This is a genomic window from Kineococcus sp. NBC_00420 (assembly GCF_036021035.1).
Lineage (GTDB): Bacteria > Actinomycetota > Actinomycetes > Actinomycetales > Kineococcaceae > Kineococcus.
The window spans coordinates 3,858,037-3,881,455 of the sequence record NZ_CP107930.1 but is presented as its reverse complement, the minus strand read 5'-3'; the positions used below and the strand labels follow the sequence as shown (position 1 = coordinate 3,881,455).

Genomic DNA, 23,419 nt, shown 5'->3' with positions numbered 1-23,419 from the left:
GGTGATCCGGCGTCGAGGAGCACTCGAGGAGGACGCTGGTGGCCACGAGCCTCACCCCACCCGGACAGGGCACGCCCACGGGGAGCAGGAAACCCGCAGGGACGCTCTACCGCGGCCGCGAAGGCATGTGGTCGTGGGTGATGCACCGGATCTCCGGTGTGCTCATCTTCTTCTTCCTCTTCGTGCACGTGCTCGACACCGCGACCGTGCGGGTCTCCCCCGAGGTCTACAACGGTGTGATCGGGCAGTACAAGAACCCCGTGATGGGCCTCGGCGAGGCCGGCCTCGTCGGCGCGGTCGTCTTCCACGCGCTCAACGGGATCCGCATCATCCTCGTGGACTTCTGGTCCGGCGGCACCAAGCACCAGCGGAAGCTGTTCTGGGGCGTCGTCGTGGTCTGGGTCCTGCTGATGGCCGGGTTCCTGCCCCGCCACCTGATCAACGTCTTCTCGCACTGAGGGATCGAACCGTGAGCGCAGAGCAGACCCCGGGTGGCAGCTACGCCCCCGCCCTGGAAACCCCCCGTTCCCCCTACAAGCGCAACAAGGCGACCCGGACCAACTGGGAGCTGTACGGCTGGCTGTTCATGCGGATGTCGGGCGTCGTCCTCCTCGTCCTGATCTTCGGCCACCTGTTCGTGAACCTGGTCATGGGCGAAGGCATCCACCAGGTCGACTGGGGTTTCGTGGCCGGCAAGTGGGCCAGCCCGTTCTGGCAGGTCTGGGACCTGCTGATGCTGTGGCTGGCGCAGCTGCACGGCACCAACGGCGTCCGCACCGTCATCAACGACTACGCCGAACGCGACTCCACGCGATTCTGGCTGAAGATGGCCCTCTACCTCGCGACGGTCATCGTCATCGTCGTCGGGACGCTGGTCATCTTCACCTTCGACCCCTGCGCCGACCCGACGCAGGCGCAGAGGTTCTCCTTCTGCGCGGCAAGCTGACCCGGAGGAACTCATGCAGACGCACCAGTTCGACGTCGTCATCGTCGGCGCCGGGGGCGCCGGAATGCGCGCCGCCCTCGAATCCGGCCAGCGCGCGCGCACGGCCGTGCTCACCAAGCTCTACCCGACGCGCTCGCACACCGGTGCGGCCCAGGGCGGCATGTGCGCCGCCCTGGCCAACGTCGAGGAGGACAACTGGGAGTGGCACACCTTCGACACCGTCAAGGGCGGTGACTACCTCGTCGACCAGGACGCGGCCGAGGTGATGTGCAAGGAGGCCATCGACGCGGTCCTCGACCTCGAGAAGATGGGCCTGCCCTTCAACCGCACGCCCGAGGGCAAGATCGACCAGCGCCGCTTCGGCGGGCACACCCGCGACCACGGCAAGTCCCCGGTGCGTCGCAGCTGCTTCGCCGCCGACCGCACCGGTCACATGATCCTGCAGACGCTGTACCAGCAGTGCGTGAAGCACGAGGTCGAGTTCTTCAACGAGTTCTACGTCCTCGACCTGCTGCTCGTGCCCGCCGACGAGGCGAAGACCGGCAGCGAGATCGAGGGCGCGGCCGACCAGCGCGGGTTGCAGACCCCGCCGACCATCGGCGTCCCGGGCGACAAGCGCATCGCCGGCGTCGTGGCCTACGAGCTCTCCACCGGGGAGATCCACGTGTTCCAGGCGAAGTCGGTCGTCCTCGCGACCGGTGGTGCGGGCAAGGTCTACAAGACGACCTCGAACGCGCACACCCTGACCGGGGACGGCATGGGCATCGCCTACCGCAGCGGTCTGCCGCTGGAGGACATGGAGTTCTTCCAGTTCCACCCGACCGGCCTCGCCGGTCTCGGGATCCTGCTCTCCGAGGCGGCCCGCGGTGAGGGCGGGATCCTCCGCAACGCCGACGGCGAGCGGTTCATGGAGCGCTACGCCCCCACCATCAAGGACCTCGCGCCCCGCGACATCGTCGCTCGGGCGATGGCCAACGAGGTGCGCGAGGGCCGCGGGGCCGGTCCGAACAAGGACTACGTCTACCTCGACCTGACCCACCTCGAACCCGCGCACATCGACGCGAAGCTGCCTGACATCACCGAGTTCGCCCGCACCTACCTCGGGGTCGAGCCCTACACCGAACCCGTTCCGGTCTACCCGACGGCGCACTACGCCATGGGCGGGGTGCCGACCAACGTCGACACCGAGGTGCTGCAGGACAACACCCGCGTCGTGCCGGGCCTCTACGCGGCCGGCGAGGTCGCGTGCGTCTCGGTGCACGGCTCGAACCGTCTCGGCACGAACTCGCTGCTGGACATCAACGTGTTCGGCAAGCGCGCGGGTATCGCCGCGGCGGAGTACGCGACGAAGGCCGAGTGGATCGCCGTCCCCGACGGCTCCGAGCTCCCGGTCATCAACTGGATGTCGGAGATGCGCGACCGCGCGCAGGGTGAACGCGTCTCGGACATCCGTCGTGAGCTGCAGGACACGATGGACGCCAACGCCCAGGTGTTCCGCACCGAGGCGACGCTGAAGCAGGCCCTCACCGACATCGACCGCCTGAAGGAGCGCTACTCGCGCGCCTCGGTGCAGGACAAGGGCAAGCGGTTCAACCTCGACCTGCTCGAGGGCCTCGAACTCGGGTTCCTGCTCGACCTCGCCGAGGCCATGTGCCTCGGGGCGCTGGAGCGCAAGGAGTCCCGCGGCGGTCACTTCCGCGAGGACTACCCCAACCGCGACGACGTGAACTACATGCGGCACACCATGGTCTACCGCGAGTACGCCGCCGACGGTTCCTACTCGACGCGACTGGACTTCAAGCCCGTGGTCCAGACCCGCTACCAGCCGATGGAGCGCAAGTACTGATGTCGACCTTCGAGACCAGCCCCGCCGAGACCAACGGCGAAGCGGGTCCGGCGAAGTCCGCCGAGACCGCACGCAGCGGTGGCGGCCGTCGGTCGCCCGTCGAGGGGCAGGGCGGGGCGGGCGAGGTCCCCTCGTTCTCCGTGACGGTCAAGATCCGCCGCTACGACCCGGACCTCGACGCGGAACCGCACTGGGAGTCCTACGACCTGACGATGCACGGCACCGACCGCGTGCTCGACGCCCTGCACAAGGTCAAGTGGGAGCAGGACGGTCGGCTGTCCTTCCGCCGCTCCTGCGCCCACGGGGTCTGCGGCTCCGACGCCATGCGCATCAACGGCCGCAACCGGCTGGCGTGCAAGACGTTGCTGAAGGACCTGAACATCGACAAGCCCATCCTGATCGAGCCGATCAAGGGTCTGCCGGTGGAGAAGGACCTCATCGTCGACATGGAACCGTTCTTCGCGGCCTACCGCGAGGTCATGCCGTTCCTCGTCACCAACGGGGCCGAGCCGACCCGGGAACGCATCCAGTCCCAGGCCGACCGCGAACGCTTCGACGACACCACCAAGTGCATCCTCTGCGCCGCGTGCACGTCGAGCTGCCCGGTCTTCTGGAACGACGGCCAGTACTTCGGGCCCGCCGCGATCGTCAACGCGCACCGCTTCATCTTCGACAGCCGCGACTCCGCCTCGGACCTGCGCCTGGAGATCCTCAACGACAAGGAAGGGGTGTGGCGCTGCCGCACCACCTTCAACTGCTCCGAGGCCTGCCCCCGGGGCATCCAGGTCACCAAGGCCATCGCCGAGGTCAAGCAGGCGCTCATCTCGCGCAAGCTCTGACCGACGCGACGAAGGGCCCGTCCCCCGCTGGGGACGGGCCCTTCGTCGTCGCCGTCAGCTGGGTTCTCTCGTGAGGTCGCCGAGCGTGACACCCGCCAGCAGACCCTCCCCCGGCGTCGAGGCCGTCATCCGCCACTGCAGCCGGTACTCGCCCCGCTCGAGCTCCCAGCAGGTCACTGCCTCGGCGCTCAGGTCGACGAGGAGGTAGCACGCGACACCGTGCGCCTCGTACAACTCCTTCTTCGAACCCCTGTCCCGAAGTTCGGTGGAGGGTGACGTCACCTCGACGGCCAGTCGGACGGACTCGGGCTCGTAGTGCAGGGCGGGTCGGGCGCCGGAGGCCACGAGCAGGTCCGGGATCACGTAGCGCTCCGGTCCCATCCTCGGGACCCGCACGCCGACACCGGTCTTGACCCGCACGTCCGGGGCGACCCGCCGGCCGAGCTCCGCGCGGAGGTTGTCGATCACGTCCTGGTGCACGACCGGAGGCGGTGGAGTCACGATGAGTTGCCCGTCCATGATCTCGTACCGGTAGCCGTCGTCGGGCAGGGTGAGCAGATCCTCGAACGCCCACTCGCGGTGGAGCACGCTGACGGCCACGTCGTCCATCTCAGCTGCCACGTCTGGATCCTCCCGTGCCAGTCCCTCATCACCAGCATCCCCTCACCCGCTGTCCCGGGACATCCGGCACGTGAGCCGGACGCCCCGGAGCTGCACGAGCCCGGGCCTCTGGTGCGGGAGAGCGTGCAGTGGGCGGTCGGCCCCCGATCGACGCCACGTAGAGTGCCGCGCAGGGCCACCCCGGGGGAGAGACCGAATGCGGCACCAGGACCGATACCTGCAGATCAGCCGGATCCTGTCCCGGCACGGTCTGGGGTACTTCATCGACGCGCTCGGCCTCGAGCGGTGGGTGCGCACCGACTGGGACCTCTTCGGGGGCCGCGCCCAGGAACGCGAGCGGCACACCCGGGCCGCGCACGTCCGCCTCGTCATGGAGGAACTGGGGCCGACCGCGGTGAAGATCGGCCAGATCCTCTCCACCCGTCCCGACCTGCTCTCCCCCGGCTTCCAGCACGAGCTGGAGAAGCTGCAGGACAGCGCCACCCCCGTTCCCTACGAGACGGTCCGCGACGCCGTGGAGGAGGAACTCGGGGCGCCGCCCGAGGAGCTGTTCGTGAACTTCAGCCGCGAACCGCTCGCCAGCGCCTCGATCGGGCAGGCCCACACCGCGGTCCTGGAGGACGGGACGCAGGTCGTGGTGAAGGTCCGCCGGCCCGGGGTGGTCGAGGAGGTCGAGGGCGACCTCGAGATCCTCCGCACCCTCGCCGTGCAGGCCTCGCGGCGGTGGACGGTGGCGGCCGACTACGACGTCGTCGGACTGGCGACGGACTTCGCCGACACCCTGCGCGCCGAACTCGACTACCTCGCCGAGGGCCACAACGCGGAACGGTTCGCCCGCAACTTCGAGGGCGACCCCGACATCCGGGTCCCGGCGGTCTACTGGGACACGACGACGTCGCGGGTCCTCACCCTCGAACGCCTGCACGGGGTCAAGATCAACGACGACGCCGCGCTCGCCGAGCACGGCATCGACCGGACGGAACTCGCCGCCCGCGCGACGCGCCTGCTCGCCGACATGGTCTTCGAGCACGGGTTCTTCCACGCCGACCCGCACCCGGGGAACTTCCTCATCGAACCCTCCGGGCGCATCGGGCTGCTCGACTACGGGATGGTCGGCGAGGTCGACGAACGCTCCCGGGAACAGCTGGCGATGCTGCTGGCGGCGTTCTCCCGGCGGGACCCCTCGCGCATCGCGGCGGCCTTCGCGACGATCGGCGTCACCGAGCACCGCGTCGACCGGGTCCGGCTCACCGCCGACTGCGCGCACCTGCTGCGGACCTACGAGGGTCTGCCGCTGGGGCGCATCTCCGTCAGCGACATCGTGCGCGACGTGCTGGAGATCCTCCGCCGCCACCACCTGGCGTTGCCGCGCAACCTCGCCCTCGTCGTGAAGATGATCGTCATGACCGAGGGGCTGGGGTCGAGCCTGGACCCCGACTTCCAGCTCGGGCGGGTCCTCAACCCCTACGCGCGCAGGCTCGTGGCCCGCCACTTCGACCCGCTGGCGATGGCGAAGCGGGTGCGCCAGGCCGGTCTCGACGTCGCCCAGCTCGGGGTGGAACTGCCCGGGCAGCTCGGCCGGCTGCTCGACGTCCTGGACCGGGACGGGATCTCGGTCTCGTTGCGCACCGACGAGCTGGACCCCCTGGTGGCGAGGCTCGAACGCATCGGCAACCGCGTCGTCGCCGGCCTCGTCGTCTCCGCCGGGATCGGGGCGCTGGCCACCGTCGGCTCCACCGACCCCGAACGCTTCAAACCCCACGAGACGAAGGTCGTCGCCGTGGGGGTGGCGGCCCTGGGCGCGCTGACGGGGTACCTCGGCTGGACCGCGAGGGGTCACCGCTCCCGACGACGCTGAGCCGTCCCGTCCCCGGTCCCGGACCGGGGACCCCGTCGCACCCTCGCGAAGCTCCGCTCCACATCCTCGCGGAGCTCCGCTCCACATCCTCGCGGAGCTCCGCTCCACACCGACCACGAAGGAGTTGACCGTGCGCGCAGTGCGCTTCCACCGCTACGGCGGACCCGAGGTCCTGCAGGTCGAGGAACTGCCGACCCCGCACCCCGGCCCCGGCGAGGTGGTCGTGGAGGTCCGGGCCGCCGGGATCAACCCGGGCGAGACCGCGATCCGCAGCGGGGCGATGAAGGACCTCTTCCCGGCGACGTTCCCGTCCGGCCAGGGCAGCGACCTCGCCGGCGTCGTCAGCGCCGTGGGCCCGGACGCCACCTGGTCGCCCGGCGATGAGGTCATGGGCTGGTCCTGGGCCCGTTCCAGCCAGGCGAGCCACGTCCTCGTGCCCGGCGACCAGCTGATCCCCAGACCCGCCGGGCTGAGCTGGGAGGTCGCGGGTTCCCTCTACGTGGCCGGGGTGACGGCCTTCGCCGCGGTGCGCGCCGTGGACCCGCAGCCGGGTGAGACGGTGGCGGTCTCCGCGGCGGCCGGCGGGGTCGGATCGCTCGTCGTGCAGCTCCTCACCCGCCGCGGCGCGAAGGTCCTGGGGATCGCGGGCCCGGCCAACGCCGACTGGTTGCGCACCCACGGCGCCGAACCCGTGGAGTACGGGGAGGGTCTGGCCGAGCGTCTGGAGGAGGACGTCCCCGACGCCTTCATCGACCTCTTCGGTCCCGACTACGTCCAGCTCGCCGTCGACCTGGGGATCCCGAAGCACCGCATCGAGACGATCATCTCCTTCGCCCTGGCCGCGGAACTCGGCGTCAAGGCCGAGGGCAGCGAGGGGGCCACGACGACGGGAATCCTCGGCGAGATCGCCGAACTCGTCGCCACCGGGAAGCTCGAGGTGGAGATCGCCGCGAGCTACCCGCTGGAGGAGGTGGGCGCCGCGTTCACCGAGCTGGAACGTCGGCACACCCGCGGCAAGATCGTCCTCCTCCCCTGACCTCCCCCTGCCAACTCCTGGGAGACTCTCCACCCTTCACAGCCTCCGGAAGAGTGGGGAATCTCCCAGAAGTCGTCAGGAGAAGCTGGCCTGCACGACGCGATTGCCGCCGGGGCGGGCGAAGCGCGAGCGACGCAGGTCGCGGACGACGAAGCCCCGGCTGATGAAGCGGTCGGTCCCGTCGAAGCGGGGGGTGAACGGCGAGCGACCGTGCATCGCGCGCAGGTTGTCGAGCATCAGCACGTCACCGGGCTGCAGGACGACGGCGTGGCGGTGCGCGACGTAGATCTCCAGGACCCGTTCGAGCAGCGCCTGCGCGCGCTTGGTGATGCCGTGCATGAGGTCCTGGTCCACGAGCATCGTCGGGTCGTCGACGTCACCGGTGAGGATCGAGAACGGGCCGCGGACCTCGCGGGTGTCGAGGAAGTCGGCGAAGGACTCGTCGACCAGCGTCGTCCAGAGCGGACGGAAGAGTTCCATGACGTCGGTCGGGTCGACGTGCTCGAGCAGGTCGAGCGCGCGGAAGGCGTAGGTCGAGGCGTCGGCGTCCCCGCGCAGGCAGCCGAGGACGACGTAGTCGGGACGCAGGCCGGAGAAGCACTGCTCGGTGTGCGCCTCGAGCTCCACCCGGGAGCCCTGCGACTGCTGCGTCGCGGCGAGCCTGGCGTTGGGGACCATGTCCTGCAGCAGGTGGCCGTGACCTTCGGCGGCGTAGCCGACCATGTGCCCGAGGGCGTGGCTGACGATGGCCTGCTGCTTGGCCAGCAGCGTCCGACCGCCGACACCGCCGGTGTTGTCGGCGGGGGTGGCCGGCAGGTCGCCGACCTCGAGGCCGCGCAGGACGAGCACCCCGGAGTCGGAACCGCGCTCCTCGAAGGCCCACAGCGTCTCGGCGACCTCCTGCGGGAGTTCCCGGGCCAGCAGGCGGGCCTGGCGACCGAAGGCCTCGGGCTCGGTCACGGGGTCGGCGCTCAGTCGCGACCCCAGCGCGGCCATCGCCGCCCGCTGCGTCGCCGGCAGCTCGAGGAAGGTCGGCACGGTGGCCGAGGAGTCGAGGAACAACGAGGACACGGTGGAGCTCCCATCATCGGCGCACTACGTGGTCACACCGTAGCGCGCCGATGGCGGGCAGTCTGCCTAGTTCACCTGCGCAGCACTGGACAGATTGTCAGCGCTTGATCATGCCGTGCGGGTCGATGACGAACTTCTGCGGCGCACCCGCGTCGAACTTCGCGTAGGCGTCGGGCGCCTCGTCCAGCGAGATCGCCGTCGCCCCGACGGCCTTCGCGATCTGCACCTTGTCGTGCAGGATCGCCATCATCAACCCCCGGTGGTACTTCATCACCGGGCACTGCCCCGTGGTGAAGGCCAGCGACTTCGCCCAGCCGGTGCCGAGGTCCAGCGACAGCGACCCCTTCTTGGCCGCCTCGTCGACCCCACCCGGGTCACCCGTGACGTAGAGCCCCGGGATGCCGAGCGACCCGCCCGCCGCGGTGACCTCCATGAGCGAGTTGAGCACCGTCGCGGGCGCCTCGGTGCCCGAACCGGCACCGTGGCCGCGCGCTTCGAAACCGACGGCGTCGATGCCGGAGTCGACCTCGGGGACGCCGAGGATCTGTTCGATCTGGTCCCGCGGGTCCCCCTTCGAGACGTCGACGGTCTCGCAGCCGAAGCTGCGGGCCCGTTCCAGCCGTTCGGGGTTGAGGTCGGCGACGATGACGACGGCCGCGCCCAGCAGCTGCGCGCCGACGGCGGCCGCGAGGCCCACCGGACCGGCGCCCGCGACGTAGACCGTCGACCCGACGCCCACCCCGGCGCTGACCGCGCCGTGGAAACCGGTCGGGAAGATGTCGGAGAGCATGGTCAGGTCGAGGATCTTCTCCATCGCCTGGTCCTTGTCGGGGAACTTCAGGCAGTTGAAGTCCGCGTAGGGCACCAGGACGTAGTCGGCCTGCCCGCCGACCCAGCCGCCCATGTCGACGTAGCCGTAGGCCGATCCGGGGCGGTCCGGGTTCACGTTGAGGCAGATGCCCGTCTTGCGTTCCTTGCAGTTGCGGCAGCGACCGCAGGCGATGTTGAACGGGACGGACACCAGGTCGCCGACCTCGAGGAACTCGACGTCGCGGCCCTTCTCGACGATCTCACCGGTGATCTCGTGGCCGAGGACGAGGTTCGGCGGGGCGGTGGTGCGCCCGCGGACCATGTGCTGGTCGGAACCGCAGATGTTGGTCGCCACCAGCTTGAGGATGACGCCGTGGTCGACCTTGCGCCCGACGTTGGCGGGGTTGACCCCGGGGCCGTCCTTCAGCTCGAAGGTCGGGTAGTCGATGGTCTGCACCTCGACCCGGCCGGGGCCGAGGTAGGCCACGGCGCGGTTGCCGGTCGGAGCAGACGTGCTGGTACCAGCAGAACTGTCGGTCGTGGTCACGGACTGAGCCCTTCTCACCGGCGCCGACATCGGTGTCGACGCGCTGCCCTCACCCAACCCCGGCAGGGGTGCGCCGCGCAAGGGTCCGGTCCCCCACGGCCAGCGCCAGTGCCCCGAGGCAGGACAGCGCGACGACCCAGCCCATGAGGTGCAGGCCGGCGTCGGTGGGCCGCTGCCCGAACACGAGACCGACGAGGGCGGAGGAGCCGATGGCCGCCAGGTAGACGAACGTGCGGGACAGCCCGGACGCGGCACCCGTCGTCTCCGGCGGCGCCTGCCGGTACATCGCCGCCTGGTTGGACACCGAGGCCAGTCCCTGCGCGATCCCGAAGCAGCCCGCGACGACGAGGAGGAACCCCACGGGCGAGCCCGCGTCGGTCAGCACGAGGAGCACTCCCCCCAGCGTCGGCAGCACCCCGGCCGCGACGAGCGGCGCCCGCAACCGGGTGGTCCGGGCGACCAGCACCGAGGCCAACCCCGCCAGCACCGCGGAGGGCAGCTGGAGCAGCCCCGCCCGTTCGCTGGAGAAACCCGCCACGTCCTGCAGCCACTGGCTGTACCCGTAGGTCATCGAGTAGAAGCCGAAGTACAGCAGCATCATCCGCAGGTAGGTGCGGGTGAGGGCCCCGTTGCGGCGCAGCATCCGCAGGTCGATGAACGGCGCCGTGCGACGGAGTTCCCAGCGGACCGTCAGCGCGCCCACCAGGACGGAACCCGCCAGCAGCCACCAGTACCCCGAGGCCAGGTCGAGCAGGAACACCAGCATCGTCGTGGTGGTGACGGCGAAACCCGCCATGCCCACGACGTCGAGGCGACCGGGATCGGCGAGGAGCCGGGAGGCCGGGCGGGTGTCGTCGCCCGGCAACCAGAGCCAGGACAGCACCAGGGCGATCCCCGCGAGCGGCACGTTGACGACGAAGACGGCCGGCCAGCCGAAGTAGCCGACGAGGAGACCCCCGAGGACGGGACCGACGGCCGTGGTCGCGAGCGCTGCGATCGACACCGCCGACAGCAGGGCCGGCGGGGTCGCGACCCCGGCGCGGGCGGACTGGTCGCGGATCATCGTCATGGCGCTCGGGTAGGCGGCCGAGGTCCCGATCCCGAGGAGGACGCGGGAGACGAGGACCCCCGCGAACGTCGCCGACACCAGCGGCACGATCCCCGCGACCACGACGACCACGAGGCCGAACAGGTAGGTCCGGCGTGGTCCGAACCGGTCGGCCAGCGTGCCCATGGTGGGCTGGGCGATGGAGCTCGCGAGGTAGAGACCGGCGACGAGCCAGACGACGGTGCTGGAGCCGACCCCGAGCGCGGTGGAGATGGGAACCAGCGCCACCGAGACCATGGTGGTGTTGACGGGGTTGAGGACGGGACCGATGAGCAGGGGGACGACGAACCGGGCGCTGAAAGGACTCGCGGAGGGCTGACTCACGCGTTGACCAGCGGCTCGTCGATCGCGCCACCCAGGTCGTCGACCAGTCGCGCGAGGACCGGGACGGCGCGGGCGAGGGTCTGCAGGTCCGCGTCCGACAGCCCGGCTCCCAGTCCGTCGGCGATGCGGCGAACCCGCCCCTCCCGATCGGCCAGCACCGCCGTACGTCCACGGGCGGTGAGGTCGAGCAGGATCTTGCGCCCGTCGACGGGGTGCGGGGCCGTGGCGAGGTAGCCGGCCTCCAGGAGTTCCTTGACGGTGACGGCCATCGTCTGCGGCCGGACCCGCCGCAGGGCGGCAAGGTCGGAGGACGTCATCGCACCCCGTCGGGCGAGCAGCCCGAGGACGGCGCCGGTGATGGGCGGCAACGTGTTCCCACCCTCGACGGAGCGGATGAGGGCCCCGGTGACGAGCCGGAGGTCGTGGGCGAGGTCCTCCACGTCGGGCTTCATGGCCTCGAGGTTACCCGAAGTCTTCAGTGCAACCTGAACAGGTTGTGCTGTAGGTTTCGACCATGGAGCTCACCAAGCACACCCACGCCACGGTCGTCCTCAGCAAGGACGGCTCTGCGCTGCTCATCGACCCGGGTGCCTACACCCCGAACACCCCGGAACTCCTCGCGGCCGCCGACGCCGTGCTCTACACCCACGACCACCCGGACCACGTGGACGCCGACGCGCTGAAGACCGCGCTCGCCGCCCGTCCGGAACTCCCCGTGTTCGGCCCGGCCGGCGTGCGCGAGTTCGTCGGCGACGACCGCGTGCAGGTCGTCGCCGCCGGCGACACCTTCACGGCGGCGGGTTTCGAGGTCGCCGTGTTCGGCGGGCAGCACGCCGTCATCCACGCGGACGTGCCGGTCATGGAGAACGTCGCCTTCCTCGTCGACGGCGACGTCTTCCACCCCGGCGACGCCTACGAGGTGCCGAACGTCCCGGTGAAGACGCTGCTGCTCCCCACCAGCGGCCCGTGGTCGAAGGTCGGCGAGGGCGTCGACTACCTGCGGGCCGTGAAGCCGCAGCGCGCCATCCAGATCCACGACCTCATGCTGTCCGAGACCGGTCAGCACAGCACCGCCCAGTTCATCGGCGACCTGGGCGGACTGCCCCTGGAGACCGTCCCGCTGGGGAGCACCGTCACCCTCTGACCGCCCGTTCGTGATCTTGCTGGGTCCACCAGCAAGATCACGCGTCAGGGGCGGCGGAGGCTGCGGAGGCTGCGGATGCCCAGGACCGCGATGGCCGTCCCCAGCACCAGGCTCACCACGACGAGCACCAGGTGGACGAGGAAGAAGGGCTGGGCGCCGTCGTCGAAGGACCGCGGGTCCGCCCAGATGTTCTTGAGGAACGTGGGCCAGATGATCCAGCTCCAGACGCCGAAGAGGACGAGGAACCAGCTGGAACGCTTCGACAGGACCACGTCCCGATCATCCCACCCCGGTCAGCGCCCCCGGCGCACGACCTTGAGGGCGGTGGCCCCGATCGCCCCGACGACGAGGCCGGAGACGAAGGGCATCCGGCCCTTGTGGTCGGCCGGTGCCTCCGGGCCGAGCGGGACCTGCAGGCGCGCCTGCGCCATCAGGTCCGGGTGCAGGGAACCCCTGTCCTCGGCCACGGTCGCGGCCCAGGCCGCGGCGAGCAGCACGACCCGCGCGATCAGCTGCATGAGGACGAGCAGCACGACGAACGTCGCGGCCGCCCCGAGGAACGCGTTGCCGGAGGCGCTGCGCCCCGCGATGGCCGTCCCGAACTGCTTGAGCAGGCCGATCCCGACCCCGCCGATCACCGCGCCCTGCAGCAGGTCACGCACGGGGAGGTTCGCGCCGGGCAGGATCCGGAACACCGCGAGGAAGGTCAGGGTGTCGATCGCCAGCGCGACGACGAAACCCACGATCGCGAGCAGCCAGCGCGACCACGTCGAGGGTTCGAAGCCGAACGCGTCGAGCAGCACCCCGCCCGCGCCGTTCGTGCCGACGACGGCGATGACGGAGAGCAGGACGCCGAACCCGATGACGACCATGCCGCCGAGGTCGCGCAGCTTCACGACCAGGAAGTTGCCGCCGCCGGCGTCCTCGCCGTAGATGGCCCGGACGCCCTGGCGCATGCCGTCGATCCAGCCGAGCCCGGTGAAGAGGGCGGTCACGGTGGAGATGACGAGACCCCAGGTCAGGGCGCTGCCGGAGAGGAAGTCGTCGATGTAGATGCCCTTGGCCCCGCCCGACGAGGCCGCGGCGGCCTCAGAGGTCCCGGTGTGGATGAGCCCCGGGAGGTAGCTGTCGAGCCCGCTGACCAGGTTCGAGGTGATGAAGTCCCGGAACTCCGGCACCCCGGTCATCACGAGCCCGATGATCGTCAGCGCCACCGCGAGCGCCGGGAAGATGGAGAAGAACGCGAAGTACGCGATCCCGCCCGCCAGCACGTTCCCCCGGGCGTCGCCGTACTTCTTGTAGACCCGCGCCGGCAGCGACCGCTGGACGGTGCTGACCGCGCTCTTGGCCTGATCGACGGCACCGCTCACCGGGAGGGACCCCTCACTGCTGGGACGTGACGCCCTCTCGGGGCGACCGGACGCCGTCGGCGCCGTCGTCGTGGAGGTTGAACCCTCTCACGGTGGTGGTCGCCACCTCGTCCCGCAACACGAGCCGCACCACGAGTCGCAGCACGAGTCGCAGCGGAGGGCACCTACTGCGGGAAGGTGAAGTCCTCGCGCGGGCGCCAGACCCCGTCGCCGCCGTGCTCGTAGAGGCTGAACCCCTTCACGGTGAAGGTCGCCTCCCAGTCCCGCAGCACGAGTTCGGCGCGGTCGAGGGAGGACTCCTCGACGTCGTGGGCGACGGTGACGTGGGGGTGGAAGGGGAAGGCGATCTCGTGCCGCAGCGGGCCGGTGCGGATCGCGGCCTGGAGCAGTTCGCACTCGGAGATGCCGCGGGCGAGCTGGACGAAGACGACGGGCGAGACGGGGCGGAAGGTCGCGGTGCCCCGCAGGTGCACCTCGAAGGGGGTCCCGGTGGCGGCGGTCGACGCGAGGTGGTCGCGGGCGGCGTCGAGGTCGGCGCAGGAGAGCTCGAAGGGCGGCAGCAGCGTGATGTGCGGCGGGATGGCGTGCGCGAGCGGGTCCCCGAACTTCTCCCGCCAGGCCGTCAGCTCGGCCGCGTGCGGTGCGGGGACGGGGATCGAGACCCCGATGGTCGCCACGTCACCACGCTGCGCTGCGTCGTCCCGTGCTGATCCGCTCACCGGCGCCGACCCACCAGGCCGACCCGGTCGTAGACCGTGGCCAGCGTGTCCTCGGCGATCTCGTTCGCGCGCGCAGCGCCGGAGGCGAGCAGTTCGTCGAGGGCGCCGGCGTCGGCCATGAGCTCCTGCGCACGGGTCCGGACCGGGCCCAGCACGTCGGTGACGACCTCGGCCAGCTCCTTCTTGAGGTCGCCGTAGCCGCGGCCGGCGAAGTCGGCCTCGAGCTCGGGGATCGACTTCCCGGACAGGGCGGAGTGGATCGAGAGCAGGTTGGAGACGCCGGCCTTCTCGACGGGGTCGAAGAGGACCTCGCGGCCGGTGTCGGTGACGGCGGAGCGGATCTTCTTCGCGGTGACCTTGGGGTCGTCCATGACGTCGACGATCCCGTTGGGCGAGGACGAGGACTTGCTCATCTTCGCGCCGGGTTCCTGCAGGTCGAAGATCTTCGCGGTCTCCTTGGGGATGAAGGGTTCCGGCACGGTGAACGTCTCGCCGAAGCGGGAGTTGAAGCGCTGGGCCAGGTTGCGGGTCAGCTCCAGGTGCTGGCGCTGGTCCTCACCGACGGGGACCTCCGCAGCCTGGTAGAGCAGGATGTCCGCGGCCATGAGGACCGGGTAGGTGAACAGCCCGACGGTGGTGCTGTCGGAGCCCTGCTTGGCCGACTTGTCCTTGAACTGCGTCATCCGCCCGGCCTCGCCGAAACCGGTGATGCACGACAGCACCCAGGCGAGCTGGGCGTGGGCGGGGACGTGGCTCTGGACGAAGAGGGCCGAGCGTTCGGGGTCGACGCCCGCAGCGATGTACTGGGCGGCCGTCCAGCGGGTCCGCTCGCGCAGCGCGGCCGGGTCCGGCCCGACGGTGAGGGCGTGCAGGTCGACGACGCAGTAGAGCGCGTCGTGGGTCTCCTGCAGGGCCACCCACTGCTTGAGGGCACCGAGGTAGTTGCCGAGGTGGAGCGACCCTGAGGTCGGCTGCATCCCCGACAGCAGTCGCGGGCGCGTACCTGCCATGACGGACATGACTCCATCCTGCCAGCCGCCGGGTGCCGGCCCGTCGCCCCACCCCCGTCCCCCACACGGAGGCTCGTGTGCGGTTGTGTGCGGTTCTGGTTGACCCGGGGTCGAGCGGGCGGGCATCCTCGGCGGGTGCAGCGATGGAGCGAGGGACCGTCCGGGCTGGTGTTCGGGTCCGACTACAACCCCGAGCAGTGGCCCGCCGAGGTCCGCGCGGACGACGTGCGGCTCATGCGGGAGGCCGGGGTGAACCTCGTCTCGGTCGGCATCTTCTCCTGGGGCCTGCTCGAGCCCGAACCGGACCGCTTCGACTTCGACTGGTTCGACGACGTCCTCGACGACCTGCACGCCGGCGGGATCGGCGTCTCCCTGGCGACCGCCACGGCCTCTCCCCCGGCCTGGCTGACCCAGCAGCACCCCGAGGTCCTCCCGGTGGACGCCGACGGCCGTCGCGTCACGTTCGGCAGCCGGCAGAGCTGGTGCCCGAGCTCGCCGGTCTACCGCGAACGGTCGCTGAAGCTGGTGCGGGCGCTGGCCGAACGCTACGGCGAGCACCCGGCGCTGCGGCTGTGGCACGTCAGCAACGAACTCGGCTGCCACAACGCCCGCTGCTACTGCGCCGTCAGCGCGACGGCGTTCCGGGGCTGGCTGGCCACGCGCTACGCCGACGTCGCCGCGCTGAACGCGGCCTGGGCGACGGCGTTCTGGAGCCAGCACTACACCTCCCTCGAGCAGGTCCAGGTCCCCGCGCACACCTCCTCCTTCCACAACCCGGCCCAGGCCCTGGACTTCGCCCGGTTCTGCTCCGACGAACTCCTCGGCCAGCACCTCGCCGAGAAGGAGGTCCTGCGCGCGATCACGCCGGACGTCCCCGTCACGACCAACTTCATGGTCGGTTCCCAGCTCAACCCGCTGGACTACGGGCGCTGGGCGCGCGAGCAGGACGTCGTCTCCAACGACCACTACCTGATCCACGGCGCCTACGACGACCCGCGCGGGGAACTCGCCTACGCCGCCGACCTGACCCGCGGCGCGGCGTCGGGGAACCCGTGGCTGCTCATGGAGCACTCGACCTCGGCCGTGAACTGGCAGCCGGTGAACGTCGCCAAGGCCGCCGGGGAGATGCTGCAGGACAGCCTGTCCCACGTCGCCCGCGGTGCGGACGGGATCTGTTTCTTCCAGTGGCGCCAGTCCGCCGGCGGGGCCGAGCAGTGGCACTCGGCCCTCGTCCCGCACGCGGGCGAGGACAGCGAACGCTTCCGCGAGGTCGTCGAGCTCGGTGCCGTCCTGGGCCGGCTCGGGGAACTGCGCGACTCCACCGTGACCAACGACGTGGCGATCCTCGTCGACTGGCAGAACGCCTGGGCCATGGAGTCGCCGACCCTGCCCTCGCAGCGGGTCGGGCACGCGGACCTCGCCCTGCGGGTCCACGGGTTGCTCCGGGCGGCCCACACGGGGGCCGACGTCGTCCCCGTGACCGCGCACCCCGACGACCTCGCCGCGGTGCTCTCGGGCTACCGGGTCCTCGTCGTCCCCACGCTCTACCTGTGCGACGACACCACGGCGGCCGCCGTGACCGCGGCCGCGGAGTCCGGGACCCACGTCCTGGTCACCTACTTCTCCGGGATCGTCGACGCCTCCGTCCGGGTCCGCCTCGGTGGCTACCCCGGGGCGTTCCGGGACCTGCTCGGCGTCCGGGTCGAGGAGTTCCACCCGCTCTCCGACGGGGTCGCCGGTGAACTCGACGACGGCACCGTCGGTGATGTCTGGGCCGAGATCGCGAGCGCGCACGACGACACCGAGGTCCTGGTCCGCTACGCCGACGGCGCCGCCGCCGGGTGCCCCGCCCTGACCCGTCGCGACCTGCCCTCGGGCGCGCACGCCTGGTACCTGGGCACCTCCCTCGACGACGAAGCCCTCGCCGGACTGCTGCGGACCGTCTGCACCGCAGCCGGGGTCACGCCCGTCGCCGAGGCCAGCGGGCCCGTCGACGTCGTCCGCCGGTCCTCCGCGGACGGCAGCTGGTTGTTCGCGCTGAACCACGGCGAGGAGGACGCCACGGTCGTCGTCCGGGGTTTCGACCTCGTCGGCGAGGTCGAGGTCGACGGCCTGGAACTCGAACCCGGTCAGAGCGCGGTCGTGCGGGAGGTCTGATGCTCGCCCACCAGCGCCAGGAACTCATCCTCGACGCCGTCCGCACCCACGGCGGCGTCCGGGTGGCCGACCTCGTCGAGCGTCTCGGCGTCTCGGAGATGACGGTGCGCCGCGACATCGGGGAACTGTCCCGGCGCGGGCTCGTCGCGCGCGTGCACGGCGGCGCCGCCGCGATCGGCCGGACCAGCGAGGAACCGGGTTTCGCGGCCAAGTCGAACCTGCGGCCGGACGCGAAGCGGGCCATCGCCCGGGCCGCCGCCGACCTCGTGCCCGACGGCGCCTCCGTGGGGTTGTCGGCGGGGACGACGACGGCCGAGGTCGCCCGCGAACTGCGCGACGTCTCCGACCTCACCGTCGTGACGAACTCCCCGCGGGTGGCCGACCTGCTGCACGACCCGGCCGACCACTCCCGCACGGTCATCCTGTCCGGCGGCACCCGCACCCCCTCCGACGCGCTCGTCGGCCCCGTCGCCCGCGCGGGTCTGCGCGGGTTGCACGTCGACGTGCTGTTCCTGGGGGTGCACGGCCTCGACGCCGCGGCCGGCCTGAGCACCCCGAACCTGACCGAGGCCGACACCAACCGGGCGCTGATGGACTGCGCCGCACAGGTCGTGGTCGTCGCCGACGCCTCGAAGTGGGGGGTCGTCGGTCTGACGTCGTTCGCCGCGCTCTCCGCGGTCGACGTCCTCGTCACCGACGACGCCCTGGACCCCTCGGCCCGTCCCGTCATCTCAGAACTCGTCGGCGAACTCGTGATCGCCGGCATCCCCCAGGAGGAGGACCAGTGAGCCACCCGTTCCGCAAGACGTCGACCACGATGGCCGACGGACGCGAACTCATCTACTTCGACGACACCGAACCGTGGTTGTCGGGGGAACGGGTGCGCGACGCCGTCGACCACCGTCCGCTGCCCCCCGCCGAGGAGACGGTGCGCGGCGGTTCCCAGGTGCGTTTCGACCCCCTGACGGGTGACTGGATCGCGATGGCCTCCCACCGCAACGACCGCACCCTCATGCCCCCGCCGGACCAGGACCCGTTGGCCCCCACCGTGCCCGGTGGTTTCCCCACCGAGATCGCCGACTCCAGCTACGACGTCGTCGCCTTCGAGAACCGGTTCCCGTCGTTCTCCAACCGGATCGGCGGCGAGAGCGGGTTCCTCGACGGGGAGGCCCTGTGGCCGACCCGTCCGGCGGCCGGACGCTGCGAGGTCGTCTGCTTCAGCTCCGACACCCACGGCTCGTTCGGCACCCTCGACCCGCGCCGGGCGCGCACGGTCCTCGAGGCGTGGATCGACCGCACCGAGGCCCTCAACGCGACCGAGGGCGTCGAGCAGGTGTTCGTCTTCGAGAACCGCGGCGAGGAGATCGGCGTCACGCTGCCGCACCCGCACGGTCAGATCTACGGCTACCCCTACCTGGCGCCGAAGATGGAGACCATGCTGCGCCGGGCCCGCGAGCACCGCGCGGCCACCGGCGGCAACCTGTTCCGCGACGTCCTCGACGCCGAACGTCGCGCCGGGTCGCGGGTCGTGTTCGAGACCGAGCACTTCACCGCCTACGTCCCCGCCGCGGCCCGCTGGCCCGTCGAGGTCCACCTCGCACCGCACCGCGACGTCCCCGACCTCCCGGCCCTGACCGAGGAGGAGCGTGACGACCTGGTCGCCGCGTACCTCGACCTGCTGGGCCGGCTCGACCGCTACTACCCCGACGACCACCCGCTGCCCTACATCGCGGGCTGGTACCAGGCTCCCGCGACCGAGGGGCGCGACGAGATGCGCCTGCACCTGCAGGTCTTCAGCGTGCTGCGCGGCCCCTCGAAGGTGAAGTTCCTCGCCGGGTCCGAATCGGCGATGGCGGCCTGGATCAACGACACGACGCCCGAGAAGGTGGCGGCCCGACTCCGTGAGGTTTCCCGATGAGCACCCCTGAGTTCTTCGACGCCGCCGACCGTCCGAGCACGGCGACCGCCCTGGCCAAGGAGTTCCGCGACGTCTTCGGCGACGAGCCCGAGGGCGTCTGGTCCGCCCCGGGCCGGGTGAACCTCATCGGCGAGCACGTCGACTACACCGGCGGTCTGTGCCTGCCGCTGGCCCTGCCGCACCGGACCTTCGTCGCGTTGCGCCCGCGCACCGACGGCGTCGTCCGGCTGCGTTCCCGGCAGGAGGACACCGTCGTCGAGCTCCCGCTCGCCGAGGTCGGCGCCGGGTCCCCGCAGGGCTGGGCGGCCTACGTCGCCGGGGTCCCGTGGGCGCTGGCGCAGAAGGAGTTCGCCGGGGGCCTGCTGACCGGAGGTTTCGACGCCCTGGTCGACGGCCACGTCCCCTACGGTTCGGGGTTGTCGTCCTCGGCCGCGCTGGAGTGCGCCGTCGCGGTGGCGCTCGGGGACCTCATCGGGGCCCCGCTGGACGACGCGGGACGAGCCGCACTGGCCGGGGCCTGCATGCTGGCCGAGAACGTCGTCGCCGGGGCGAACACCGGCGGGATGGACCAGGCCGCGTCGCTGCGCTGCCACGAGGGCGGCGCGATCCTGCTCGACACCCGCGACGACACCGTCTCCCAGGTCGCCCTCGACCTCGCCGGGGCCGGGCTCGCACTGCTCGTCGTCGACACCCGCGCCGAGCACTCCCACGCGGGCGGTGAGTACGGCAGGCGCCGCGCCAACGTCGAGCACGCAGCGGAACTCCTCGGCGTCCCCACGCTGCGCGAGGTCGACCCGGCCGCGCTGGGCGCCGCGCTGGAGCGCGTCGGCTCCGAACCCGACGGTGACGTGCTGCGCCGCCGGGTGAGGCACGCCGTCACCGAGATCGACCGGGTGCGCCGCACGGCGGAACTCCTGCACGAGGGGCGGGCCGGCGAGATCGGTGACCTGCTGAACGCGTCGCACGACTCGCTGCGCGACGACTACGAGGTCTCCTGCCGCGAACTCGACCTCACCGTCGACGTCGCCCGCGCCCACGGCGCCCTCGGCGCCCGCATGACCGGCGGCGGTTTCGGCGGGTCCGCGATCGCGCTCGTCGCGGCCGGGCGCGTGCAGGTCGTCGCGGAGGCCGTGGCCGCCGCGTTCGCCGAGCAGGGTCTGCGCGCCCCCCGGTTCCTCACCGCGCTCCCCTCCGAAGGCGCCGGCCGCGACCTCTGACCCCCCGGCCCGCGGAACAACACTTTCCGCCCTCACAGCCCCACCCCGCCGGGCGGAAACAACACTTTCCGCCCGGCGCGGGCCCGGGAGAGGGCGGGAAGTGTTGTTTCCGCGGGCGGGGCGGTGTTCACACCGCGTTCACCCACGGCGACGGTGCGACGGCCAAGCTGTGCGGGTGCTGTTCTGGTTGCTGCTGAGCGGGCTCGCCGCGGGCGGGGTGCTGTGGGTGTCGTGGTGGCTCAACCGCCGTGCGTGGCGCGGCGAGCAGGCCCGGTTCCGGCACTGGCTGCTGACCAACGGCATCGACCCCGGTTCGGCGCCGGTCGACCCGGCGGCCTGGCGCCTCGTCCTGACCCCCGACCTGTCGGCCACCGGCCGGTTCGTCCACGAGGTCGCCGCCGGCCCCACCCGGAGCTGACCGCCGGAGGCCTGACCTCAGACCAGCCCGGTGCGGTGGGCGTAGGCGACGGCCTGCGCGCGGTCCCGGGACCCGGTCTTGGCGAAGAGGTGGTTCACGTGGGTCTTGACCGTCGCCACCGAGACGACGAGTTCCCGGGCGATGTCGTGGTTGGACAACCCCTTGGCGATGAGGCGCAGCACGTCGGCCTCGCGCTCGGTCAGCCCGTCCGGTAGTTCCGCCGGCGCGCTCGGCGCCGGGTTTCCGGCCGCGGAGAGCAGCCGCGCCTGGACGTCGGCGTCCAGCACGACCTGGTTCGCGGCCGCCGCGTGCAGGGCCCGGGCGATGTCCGCACGGCCGGCGCTCTTGGTGAGGTAACCGCGCGCCCCCGCCTGCAGCGCACGGAGGATCGTCGCGTCGTCGACGTAGGTCGTGAGCACGACGACGGCCACGCCGGGCTGGGCGGCGACGATCCGCCGGGTCGCCTCGACCCCGTCGACGTTCGGCATCCCGAGGTCCATCAGGACCACGTCGGGGGTGTGCTCCCGCGCCCGCTCGACGGCCTGCGCCCCGTCGGAGGCGGTCGCCACGACCTCGAGGTCCGGCATCAGGTCCAGCAGGGCGACGAGGCCGTCGCGGACGATGGTCTGGTCGTCGGCGACGACCACACGCAGGGGGGAGCTCACCCGGACATCCTCCTCCTCACTGCGGCACCCGGGCCGTGACCCGCCACCCGCGCTCGTACGGACCGGCGGCCAGCGACCCGCCGGTGAGTTCGAGGCGCTCGCGCAGACCGGCCAGGCCGAAACCCCCGTCGACGCTGCCCGGTCGGCGCGCGTCGGGGTCCAGCGCACCGCGATCGGTGACGAGCAACGTGGTGCTCTCCTCGCCGTAGTCCAGGTCCAGCAGCACCGGTGACCCCGGCGCGTGCTTCGCGGCGTTGACCAGGGCCTCCTGCGCGGTCCGCAGCAGCGCCACCTCACCGGCCCCCAGCGGACGGGGCCGACCCTGCACGTCCAGCGTCACCTCGGTGCCGTTCTCCCGCGACCCGGCGGCCAGCGTCGCCAGCGAGTCCGGCAGCGGCGGGGAGTCGACGCGCAACGCGTGGACGGCCTTGCGGGTCTCCTCCAGTCCCGTCGTCGCCAGCTGGTGGGCGGTCCGGACCCGGTGCAGCGCAGCGTCCCGGGACTTCTCGTCGAGGTCCCCGGAGAGCAGCGCGTCGGCCACCTCGAGCTGGATGGCCAGCCCGCCGAGGGAGTGCGCGAGGACGTCGTGGACCTCACGGGCGATCCGCGCACGTTCCGCGAGCGCCGCACCACGGGCCTGTTCCGTCCGCGCCTGGTCGGAGGCGCGCAGGAGTTGCCGGGTCGCCTCCTCCTGGTCGCGGCGGCCGGCGCGGATCACCCCGCCGAACACCGCGGAGAGCAGACCCGCCGGGTAGCCCAGCACGGCCGACAACGGGAAACCCCCGGCGGCGAGCAGCCCCAGCTGGATGCCGGCCGTCCCGGCCGTGAACGACGCCACGGCACCGGCCACCCCGGTGTCGCGGCCGGCGGCGAGGCCCGCGATGACGGCCAGGACGAAGATCCAGCCCGCCTCGGTCCGCGCCGCGGCGTAGCCCGCGGACGCGGTCACCACCGAGAGCACCACGGTCACGACCACGGCCCGCCGGCCGACGACGGCCACGGTCCCGCGCATCGACAGCGGCTCGACGACCATCCACGCGATCCAGGCCAGCGAGGCGACGACCAGGGAGACGACGACGTCGGGCGAGGACGTCCAGGCGGTGCTCGGGAACGCCACGAGCAGCACGAGCACGACCAGCAGTTCCAGGGCCCGCAGCGGAACGGTGGTGCGCCGCCACATGGCGCGCAGAGCAGGCATGGCGACGACCCTAGGCCCCGCGTCGGGCCCCGTCCTCAACCCGCTCCTCCACCCGGACCTCCACCCCGGATCGACCCGGGATCGACCCCCGGGCCGATCCCGTGGGGGCCGCGCCCGAGCAGTGTGGAGGGCATGCCGACGACCCTGATCTCCGTCCTCGCCGCCCTCGCCGCCCTCGCCCTCGTCGTGGTCCGCCGCTCCCGTCCGCGGCCGGTCGCCGAGGAGGCCCTGCGCAAGCCGCTGATCCTCAGCGCGGTCGGGCTGTTCCTGCTGCGCGACACCCTCCTCGACGCCCCCGACGTCGCGTTCCTGGTCCTCACGGCGGTGCTCGCCCTCGGACTCGGCGCCGTCCGCGGCTCCGTCGTCCGGATCACCCAGCGCGGTCAGGCCCTGTTCACCAGCTGGGGACCGGCGTGCTTCGCGACCCTCGGCGCCCTGGTCGTGCTGCGCCTCGGCGTCGACGCCGGCGCCGTCGCCCTCGGAGTGGCCTCCACCACCGTCGGGCAGTCGGTGCTCTTCGCCCTCGGCCTCAGCCTGCTCGCCGAGTCGGCCGTCGTGGCCCACCGCACCGGCCGTCCCGCCCTCGCGCTGCGCTGA

23 protein-coding genes and 2 pseudogenes are annotated in these 23,419 nt (G+C 71.7%); 14 read left to right on the top strand and 11 right to left on the bottom strand.

What is annotated here, in order from left to right:
• Positions 1-38: 38 nt before the first annotated feature.
• The 5 genes and pseudogenes from sdhC to OG218_RS19160 all read left to right on the top strand — a co-directional run bounded on the left by sdhC (position 39) and on the right by OG218_RS19160 (position 3,631).
• Complete coding sequence (gene sdhC / locus OG218_RS19175; RefSeq protein ID WP_328294820.1) at positions 39-458, top strand: succinate dehydrogenase, cytochrome b556 subunit; 420 nt, start codon at positions 39-41, stop codon at positions 456-458.
• 11 nt (positions 459-469) lie between these two features.
• Positions 470-946: a succinate dehydrogenase hydrophobic membrane anchor subunit gene (locus OG218_RS19170; RefSeq protein WP_328294819.1), complete on the top strand. Its 477-nt coding sequence runs from the start codon at positions 470-472 to the stop codon at positions 944-946.
• A gap of 13 nt (positions 947-959) precedes the next feature.
• Positions 960-2,301 (top strand): annotated as a pseudogene (locus OG218_RS19165) (FAD-binding protein); the annotation flags it as partial.
• A gap of 83 nt (positions 2,302-2,384) precedes the next feature.
• Positions 2,385-2,792: pseudogene (locus OG218_RS26700) on the top strand (succinate dehydrogenase/fumarate reductase flavoprotein subunit); the annotation flags it as partial.
• Positions 2,792-3,631: a succinate dehydrogenase iron-sulfur subunit gene (locus tag OG218_RS19160; protein WP_328294817.1), complete on the top strand. Its 840-nt coding sequence runs from the start codon at positions 2,792-2,794 to the stop codon at positions 3,629-3,631. The pseudogene OG218_RS26700 and the gene OG218_RS19160, both read left to right, overlap by 1 nt.
• Before the next feature lie 54 nt (positions 3,632-3,685).
• Here the strand turns inward: OG218_RS19160 and OG218_RS19155 are convergent, their stop codons facing one another.
• Positions 3,686-4,252: a Uma2 family endonuclease gene (locus OG218_RS19155; RefSeq protein WP_328294816.1), complete on the bottom strand. Its 567-nt coding sequence runs from the start codon at positions 4,250-4,252 to the stop codon at positions 3,686-3,688.
• A gap of 196 nt (positions 4,253-4,448) precedes the next feature.
• Between OG218_RS19155 and OG218_RS19150 the strand changes: the two genes are divergently transcribed.
• The gene (locus tag OG218_RS19150; protein ID WP_328294815.1) at positions 4,449-6,110 is read left to right on the top strand and encodes an ABC1 kinase family protein; all 1,662 of its coding nucleotides are present in this window, start codon (positions 4,449-4,451) and stop codon (positions 6,108-6,110) included.
• 130 nt (positions 6,111-6,240) lie between these two features.
• Entirely contained in the window at positions 6,241-7,146 is a 906-nt protein-coding gene (locus tag OG218_RS19145) for an NADP-dependent oxidoreductase (RefSeq protein ID WP_328294814.1), read from the top strand.
• A gap of 75 nt (positions 7,147-7,221) precedes the next feature.
• Here OG218_RS19145 and OG218_RS19140 read toward each other — a convergent pair whose 3' ends face one another.
• The 4 genes from OG218_RS19140 to OG218_RS19125 all read right to left on the bottom strand — a co-directional run bounded on the left by OG218_RS19140 (position 7,222) and on the right by OG218_RS19125 (position 11,458).
• Complete coding sequence (locus OG218_RS19140) at positions 7,222-8,217, bottom strand: TauD/TfdA family dioxygenase (protein WP_328294813.1); 996 nt, start codon at positions 8,215-8,217, stop codon at positions 7,222-7,224.
• A 97-nt stretch (positions 8,218-8,314) separates the two neighbouring features.
• Positions 8,315-9,574, bottom strand: coding sequence for a formaldehyde dehydrogenase, glutathione-independent (gene fdhA / locus OG218_RS19135; RefSeq protein ID WP_328294812.1), 1,260 nt, complete (start codon positions 9,572-9,574; stop codon positions 8,315-8,317).
• A 49-nt stretch (positions 9,575-9,623) separates the two neighbouring features.
• Complete coding sequence (locus OG218_RS19130; protein ID WP_328294811.1) at positions 9,624-11,006, bottom strand: MFS transporter; 1,383 nt, start codon at positions 11,004-11,006, stop codon at positions 9,624-9,626.
• Positions 11,003-11,458 carry a MarR family winged helix-turn-helix transcriptional regulator gene (locus OG218_RS19125; protein WP_328294810.1) on the bottom strand — a complete coding sequence of 152 codons (456 nt, stop codon included), beginning with the start codon at positions 11,456-11,458 and terminating at the stop codon, positions 11,003-11,005. The genes OG218_RS19130 and OG218_RS19125 overlap by 4 nt, the downstream gene beginning before the upstream one ends.
• 62 nt (positions 11,459-11,520) lie before the next feature.
• Between OG218_RS19125 and OG218_RS19120 the strand changes: the two genes are divergently transcribed.
• Complete coding sequence (locus OG218_RS19120) at positions 11,521-12,150, top strand: MBL fold metallo-hydrolase (RefSeq protein WP_328294809.1); 630 nt, start codon at positions 11,521-11,523, stop codon at positions 12,148-12,150.
• A 44-nt stretch (positions 12,151-12,194) separates the two neighbouring features.
• Here the strand turns inward: OG218_RS19120 and OG218_RS19115 are convergent, their stop codons facing one another.
• From OG218_RS19115 to trpS, 4 genes are all read right to left on the bottom strand, one after another.
• Entirely contained in the window at positions 12,195-12,422 is a 228-nt protein-coding gene (locus OG218_RS19115) for an SCO4848 family membrane protein (RefSeq protein ID WP_328294808.1), read from the bottom strand.
• A gap of 21 nt (positions 12,423-12,443) precedes the next feature.
• A complete protein-coding gene (locus tag OG218_RS19110) occupies positions 12,444-13,520 on the bottom strand; it encodes a YihY/virulence factor BrkB family protein (RefSeq protein ID WP_328294807.1) in 1,077 nt (358 codons plus the stop codon).
• A 164-nt stretch (positions 13,521-13,684) separates the two neighbouring features.
• Positions 13,685-14,197: a 2'-5' RNA ligase family protein gene (locus OG218_RS19105; protein ID WP_328294806.1), complete on the bottom strand. Its 513-nt coding sequence runs from the start codon at positions 14,195-14,197 to the stop codon at positions 13,685-13,687.
• Between the two features lie 38 nt (positions 14,198-14,235).
• On the bottom strand, positions 14,236-15,249 hold the full coding sequence (gene trpS, locus OG218_RS19100) for a tryptophan--tRNA ligase (RefSeq protein WP_380259474.1): 1,014 nt from the start codon (positions 15,247-15,249) through the stop codon (positions 14,236-14,238).
• A 135-nt stretch (positions 15,250-15,384) separates the two neighbouring features.
• Here trpS and OG218_RS19095 point away from each other — a divergent pair, with 135 nt between their 5' ends.
• The 5 genes from OG218_RS19095 (at position 15,385) to OG218_RS19075 (ending at position 20,959) form a co-directional block, all read left to right on the top strand.
• Positions 15,385-17,406, top strand: a complete 2,022-nt coding sequence (locus OG218_RS19095) for a beta-galactosidase (protein WP_328294804.1) — start codon at positions 15,385-15,387, stop codon at positions 17,404-17,406.
• A complete protein-coding gene (locus OG218_RS19090; RefSeq protein WP_328294803.1) occupies positions 17,406-18,194 on the top strand; it encodes a DeoR/GlpR family DNA-binding transcription regulator in 789 nt (262 codons plus the stop codon). Before OG218_RS19095 ends, OG218_RS19090 begins: the two co-directional genes overlap by 1 nt.
• Positions 18,195-18,223: 29 nt before the next feature.
• Positions 18,224-19,324, top strand: coding sequence for a galactose-1-phosphate uridylyltransferase (gene galT, locus OG218_RS19085; RefSeq protein WP_442906530.1), 1,101 nt, complete (start codon positions 18,224-18,226; stop codon positions 19,322-19,324).
• On the top strand, positions 19,321-20,541 hold the full coding sequence (gene galK / locus OG218_RS19080) for a galactokinase (RefSeq protein ID WP_328294801.1): 1,221 nt from the start codon (positions 19,321-19,323) through the stop codon (positions 20,539-20,541). The genes galT and galK overlap by 4 nt, the downstream gene beginning before the upstream one ends.
• A gap of 175 nt (positions 20,542-20,716) precedes the next feature.
• On the top strand, positions 20,717-20,959 hold the full coding sequence (locus tag OG218_RS19075) for a hypothetical protein (RefSeq protein WP_328294800.1): 243 nt from the start codon (positions 20,717-20,719) through the stop codon (positions 20,957-20,959).
• A gap of 17 nt (positions 20,960-20,976) precedes the next feature.
• On the opposite strand, the gene OG218_RS19070 is transcribed toward OG218_RS19075, so the two are convergent.
• Positions 20,977-21,624 (bottom strand): response regulator transcription factor, encoded by a 648-nt coding sequence (locus OG218_RS19070; protein ID WP_328294799.1) that lies wholly within the window; start codon positions 21,622-21,624, stop codon positions 20,977-20,979.
• A 16-nt stretch (positions 21,625-21,640) separates the two neighbouring features.
• A complete protein-coding gene (locus tag OG218_RS19065; protein WP_328294798.1) occupies positions 21,641-22,822 on the bottom strand; it encodes a sensor histidine kinase in 1,182 nt (393 codons plus the stop codon).
• 132 nt (positions 22,823-22,954) lie between these two features.
• Here OG218_RS19065 and OG218_RS19060 point away from each other — a divergent pair, with 132 nt between their 5' ends.
• Positions 22,955-23,419, top strand: coding sequence for a hypothetical protein (locus tag OG218_RS19060; RefSeq protein WP_328294797.1), 465 nt, complete (start codon positions 22,955-22,957; stop codon positions 23,417-23,419).

What these genes read in the sequence shown, in the direction of transcription:
- OG218_RS19160 (WP_328294817.1), top strand. Translation starts at nt 2,792, where the DNA reads ATGTCGACCTTCGAGACCAGCCCCGCCGAGACCAACGGCGAAGCGGGT.
- OG218_RS19150 (WP_328294815.1), top strand. Translation starts at nt 4,449, where the DNA reads ATGCGGCACCAGGACCGATACCTGCAGATCAGCCGGATCCTGTCCCGG.
- OG218_RS19125 (WP_328294810.1), bottom strand. Translation starts at nt 11,458, where the DNA reads ATGAAGCCCGACGTGGAGGACCTCGCCCACGACCTCCGGCTCGTCACC.
- OG218_RS19120 (WP_328294809.1), top strand. Translation starts at nt 11,521, where the DNA reads ATGGAGCTCACCAAGCACACCCACGCCACGGTCGTCCTCAGCAAGGAC.
- trpS (WP_380259474.1), bottom strand. Translation starts at nt 15,249, where the DNA reads ATGGCAGGTACGCGCCCGCGACTGCTGTCGGGGATGCAGCCGACCTCA.
- OG218_RS19090 (WP_328294803.1), top strand. Translation starts at nt 17,406, where the DNA reads ATGCTCGCCCACCAGCGCCAGGAACTCATCCTCGACGCCGTCCGCACC.
- galT (WP_442906530.1), top strand. Translation starts at nt 18,224, where the DNA reads ATGGCCGACGGACGCGAACTCATCTACTTCGACGACACCGAACCGTGG.
- galK (WP_328294801.1), top strand. Translation starts at nt 19,321, where the DNA reads ATGAGCACCCCTGAGTTCTTCGACGCCGCCGACCGTCCGAGCACGGCG.
- OG218_RS19065 (WP_328294798.1), bottom strand. Translation starts at nt 22,822, where the DNA reads ATGCCTGCTCTGCGCGCCATGTGGCGGCGCACCACCGTTCCGCTGCGG.
- OG218_RS19060 (WP_328294797.1), top strand. Translation starts at nt 22,955, where the DNA reads ATGCCGACGACCCTGATCTCCGTCCTCGCCGCCCTCGCCGCCCTCGCC.